The following is a 3,923-nucleotide window of genomic DNA, read 5'->3' as shown; positions in this document are numbered from 1 at the left end:
TGACCGCCCAGGCTCCGCTCTCGGCGGACCAGCTGAAGGCGCGTTTCGGGATGGACTGGCGTGAGACCCTGGACCCGGATGACACGATCAATGCGGAGAAGATCCAGGCCCTGATCGCCCGCGGGCCATCCTTCTATTTCCTCGCCTGGCGGGTCTACAGCCAGACCGTCGCAGACCTGGCGCCTTCGAAGATCATTCCGGGATGGTGCGTGAACCCGGTCTCCTCCGCCGCCCGCGCAGCCTATGACGCGCCCTTCCCCGACGAGAGTTACAAGGCGGGGTCCCGGCGTTTCCCCCTGCTGGTGCCGATCACCGCCGACGATGTCGAACGGACGCGCTGTGACGCGGCGTGGGACGTCCTGCGCGCATCGGACATGCCCTTCCTGACCCTATGGGGGGATCGTTGCCCGTTCACCTATTCGGAGCGGGGCGAGATGTACCGTTCCCAGATCCCAGGTGCGAAGCGGCCGGGGGTTGAGCACAAGGTCTTTGCTGCCGGGCACTTCAGCCAGGAGGACGCGGGGCCTGAAATGGCCGACGAGGTCATCGCCTTCATCCAGCGCTTCCCGTGACGCCCAGGCCTGCCTATCGTCTGCAAGATGCCCATCCACAGGGCCAGTCTTCGCCCTCGGGCGGGCCGGGGATCCATCGGGAGCATGACGCATGATCAACCGTCAGAGACTGCGTCTGGGCTGGGTGGTGCTTGTTGGCCTCGCCTACTTGGCCTGTCTTCTCTGGTATGGCGGTTCCGGCCCGGCCCTGACGCCCGGCGAGGGCAGGGCCTTTCTGGAGCGAGTGCGGACGTCCCCGTCCGCTTCCGGGCATCCCGAGGTCCTGACGACCCTGGAGACCCTGATCGCCCTCGACGACGGACGTGAATTCTACATGCTGAACCTTGAGCAGCTTGCCACAGGCCCAGAGGCCCGTAAGGCGGACATGGCCTATGCGCGCGTCGTGCTTCCGGCCTTGCTCAGGCACGGTTCCCTGCCGGTCTACATCGGTCGCGTCCGGGGGCAGCTGATCGGAGACAACCCCAGGGCGTTTAACCGGGCCGCCCTGGTCCGCTACCGATCCCTGCGCGACTTTCTGGTCATCTTCACCGATCCGGCCATGAGCGCAGGCGTCGGCAACAAGTTTGCCTCCCTGACCTATACCGAGGCCCGGGCGACCGCGCCGGTGTTCTCGCTCCTGGCGATCCAGCTGGTTGCGGCAGGGGTGTTCGGCGCCCTCGGTCTCGCCGGATGGGTCCTCCTGCGGAGGCAGTGAGCCTGTGCCCGTCGCCCTCTGGATGTTGCCCCGGCATCGTCCGGGCTGATATGCCTAGCCCCTCAATCGGTGCCCCCGAGACAAGGACATCCCCATGAAGGTCTATTTCGCTCCGAACTCCCGCGCCGTGCGTACGGTCTGGCTCCTTGAGGAAATCGGCCTGCCCTATGAGTTGGAGCGCTTCACCCTCGGCCAGAGGGAGATGCGGGGGCCGGAATACACCCGGATCAACCCGAACGGGCGGGTCCCGACCCTGATCGATGGCGACACCACGATCTCCGAGAGTACCGCGATCGCCCAGTACCTCGGCGCGAAGTACGCCCAGCACCTGGCCCCTGGCCCGGACGCACCCAACTTCGCCCTTTATCTGCAATGGCTGCACTATGCCGAGGGCATGATCATGCCGCCGATCAACAACTATGTGGTCGAGACGGTCCTGTTGCCCCCCGACCGGCGCAACCCGGAGATGGCGGCGCGGGCCGTGAAGCTCCTGGGCCGGGTGCTGGAAGCCGCCGAGGCCCACATGGCCGGGCGCGAGTACATTGCCGGCGACTTCACCATCGCCGACACCATCACGGGACACGCCATCATCATGTCCCGGCGCCTCGGCGCGGACTTCGCCAACTTCCCCAATCTCGGCACCTATGCCGACCGGCTCGAGGCGCGCCCCGCCTTCAAGGCCGCCGAAGCCGCCTGATCGGCTGGCCGCCGCCCCGCGCTCACTCCCCCCGGGTGTAGGGATCGTTCGGCCCGGCGATGCGCTCCAGGCGCATCCGGCCGAGGTCGGGCCGGGTCCAGCCCATCCGGCCGTCGGGCTCCAGCCAGCGGCGCACCTCAACCCCGGGCATCCCCACGGGGCGCAGGATGAAGGCGCCCGCCTCGTAGGTGGCGATGGCGACGATGGGGGTGCGGAAGTCGCGCACCGAGACATCGTGCACGGCGTTGGCCTCGGTCCCGTCGGCCCGGGCATCGGCTATGGTCCCGCCCCCCATGTCGACGATCCGGTTCCCGCACTGCTCGATCCGCTCCACATAACCGTGCATGCGCTCGCCCGAGGCCGGTGCCTTGCCGTCGACCTCCACGATCCTCCAGATCCCGCGCAGGTCCGGGGCGCCTGCCGCGAGAGGTTCGGCGCATCGGCGCAGGACCGGCTCCGGGAAGGTCTTGCCGTATCCCCCGGGGACCTTCGGCGTGTGCGCCACGGGGATGTCATCGGCCCGCAAGCCTGTGCCTGCGGACCCCGCCGCCGCCGCCAGGGCGAGCGCCCCCAGGAGGGAAGAAAAGCCAGCCGCCATGTCGCGCCCTCCGGGATGAATGGGCCAATGTCCCAGTAACGACGGCGGTCGTAAAGGTGGAGCCCGACCAAGTGCGTCAGGTTCCGCTTTCGGTTGAAGCCCCCAGCCGCGTGGGTTTGCCCCGACCGGGGACGCGCGCCCGCCCCTGGAGACCATAGCCCGCGCCCACCTTGAGACCGGGCTGGCCACTCGACTTCGACCCCAGGACCCGCAACCTCCCCCGGGTCAGCGACCGCGTTGTGCTGCCGTGATGGAAGCGCACTGGGAACGGCGCTTGTCGAGCGTGCACCGCCTGAGGTGTTCGCCGTCGACCGCATAGACGTTTGCAACCCAGCGGGTCGCGCCGGTCCGCTCCAGGGTCATGAATCCGAAGACATCCGTAAGGGAGTCAAATCGACGGACTGGAGCATTGGGCGCCGGAGTGAACGAGGGCGGCAGCGGCTGTGGAAGCCGGACAACGTCTTCCTGGGTTCCGGAAAATCCCGCGACGAACTGGCTGGGCTGGCGTCCTCCGAGGTCGACCTGTTCCCACAGGTGAATATGGCCTGCCAGCAGGGCGTCGACCCCTTCAGGGAAGACGGCGGGATCCATTCCGCCGAACACCTGTTGAATGGCGGGATTGCCAGCGATGAAGCCAATGGAGTCCCGACCTTCCTTCGCCGCAACTCCGAAGATGGGGTAATGATCGGCGGCAAAGGTGAACCGGGCCTTCCCGGCGAATCTGGACAGGGCTCGCCAGGTGTCCTGGTAGGCCCCGATGTGGGGATCGCCAGCCGCTAGTCTTGAAGTCCCGGCATGGGACAGATCCATGACCACAACCTGGGCACCATCGCCAAGCGGGACCGAGTAGGCCGGGCTGGTATCCCCTGCCACGTCGTCGGCGGCGACCCTGCAGTCGCGTCCGGCCTGGAGGGGGCGAGGGTCCATCAGCCGCCACCAGCCCTGCCCGCCCCGGGCGCAGCTCTCGTGATTGCCGCGAACCAATATCCATGGCGCCGCCTCCAAGAGCTTTCCCGCCGGTGCAAAGAAGTCGGCGTTCCAGGCATCCCATCCGTACCCCCATGGCGAACCGGAACACCCGGGGCGGTTTTCGGGGCAGGGGTTCTCCCGATAGAGGTAGTCGCCCACATGGACGACAGCATCGGGCTTCCAGGCTGCGGCCTGGGCCGCAATCCGCGCGAAGGGGTAGGCGACAGGGTCATTGCAGGCCTGCCAAGCGTCATCCTTGGCCTTCAGGCGGCAACCGGTGTCGCCGATGACGACAAGCCTGCGGAGCTCGCGGCGGGCGAGCGGAAGAGTCCGGCCTTCGATGCTGGCCCTCCTGACCCCCCGAGGAACCGGGGCCTCACAGACCCGCACCGG

Annotated in this window: 4 protein-coding genes and 1 pseudogene; 3 read left to right on the top strand and 2 right to left on the bottom strand. The window is 67.7% G+C overall.

Features of this window, described 5'->3' with window-relative positions:
• The 3 genes and pseudogenes from WCJ52_RS12050 to WCJ52_RS12040 form a co-directional block, all read left to right on the top strand.
• Positions 1-572: pseudogene (locus tag WCJ52_RS12050) on the top strand (hypothetical protein); the annotation flags it as partial.
• A 91-nt stretch (positions 573-663) separates the two neighbouring features.
• A complete protein-coding gene (locus tag WCJ52_RS12045) occupies positions 664-1,266 on the top strand; it encodes a hypothetical protein (RefSeq protein WP_336903551.1) in 603 nt (200 codons plus the stop codon).
• Between the two features lie 94 nt (positions 1,267-1,360).
• Positions 1,361-1,963, top strand: coding sequence for a glutathione S-transferase family protein (locus WCJ52_RS12040; RefSeq protein WP_336903550.1), 603 nt, complete (start codon positions 1,361-1,363; stop codon positions 1,961-1,963).
• Positions 1,964-1,985: 22 nt separating this feature from the next.
• On the opposite strand, the gene WCJ52_RS12035 is transcribed toward WCJ52_RS12040, so the two are convergent.
• Both WCJ52_RS12035 and WCJ52_RS12030 read right to left on the bottom strand, forming a co-directional pair.
• The gene (locus WCJ52_RS12035) at positions 1,986-2,561 is read right to left on the bottom strand and encodes a hypothetical protein (protein ID WP_336903549.1); all 576 of its coding nucleotides are present in this window, start codon (positions 2,559-2,561) and stop codon (positions 1,986-1,988) included.
• A 225-nt stretch (positions 2,562-2,786) separates the two neighbouring features.
• The coding region (locus tag WCJ52_RS12030) for a metallophosphoesterase (protein WP_336903548.1) at positions 2,787-3,923 on the bottom strand (1,137 nt) is incomplete at its 5' end.

The organism is Phenylobacterium sp., assembly GCF_037138395.1.
Classification (GTDB): Bacteria; Pseudomonadota; Alphaproteobacteria; order Caulobacterales; family Caulobacteraceae; genus Phenylobacterium.
Note: the sequence above shows the minus strand (reverse complement) of the source record. Positions and strands in the feature narration are given on the sequence as shown.

Excerpts from the sequence above, each read along its gene's own strand:
- WCJ52_RS12045 (WP_336903551.1), top strand. The coding sequence starts at position 664 with ATGATCAACCGTCAGAGACTGCGTCTGGGCTGGGTGGTGCTTGTTGGC.
- WCJ52_RS12040 (WP_336903550.1), top strand. The coding sequence starts at position 1,361 with ATGAAGGTCTATTTCGCTCCGAACTCCCGCGCCGTGCGTACGGTCTGG.
- WCJ52_RS12035 (WP_336903549.1), bottom strand. The coding sequence starts at position 2,561 with ATGGCGGCTGGCTTTTCTTCCCTCCTGGGGGCGCTCGCCCTGGCGGCG.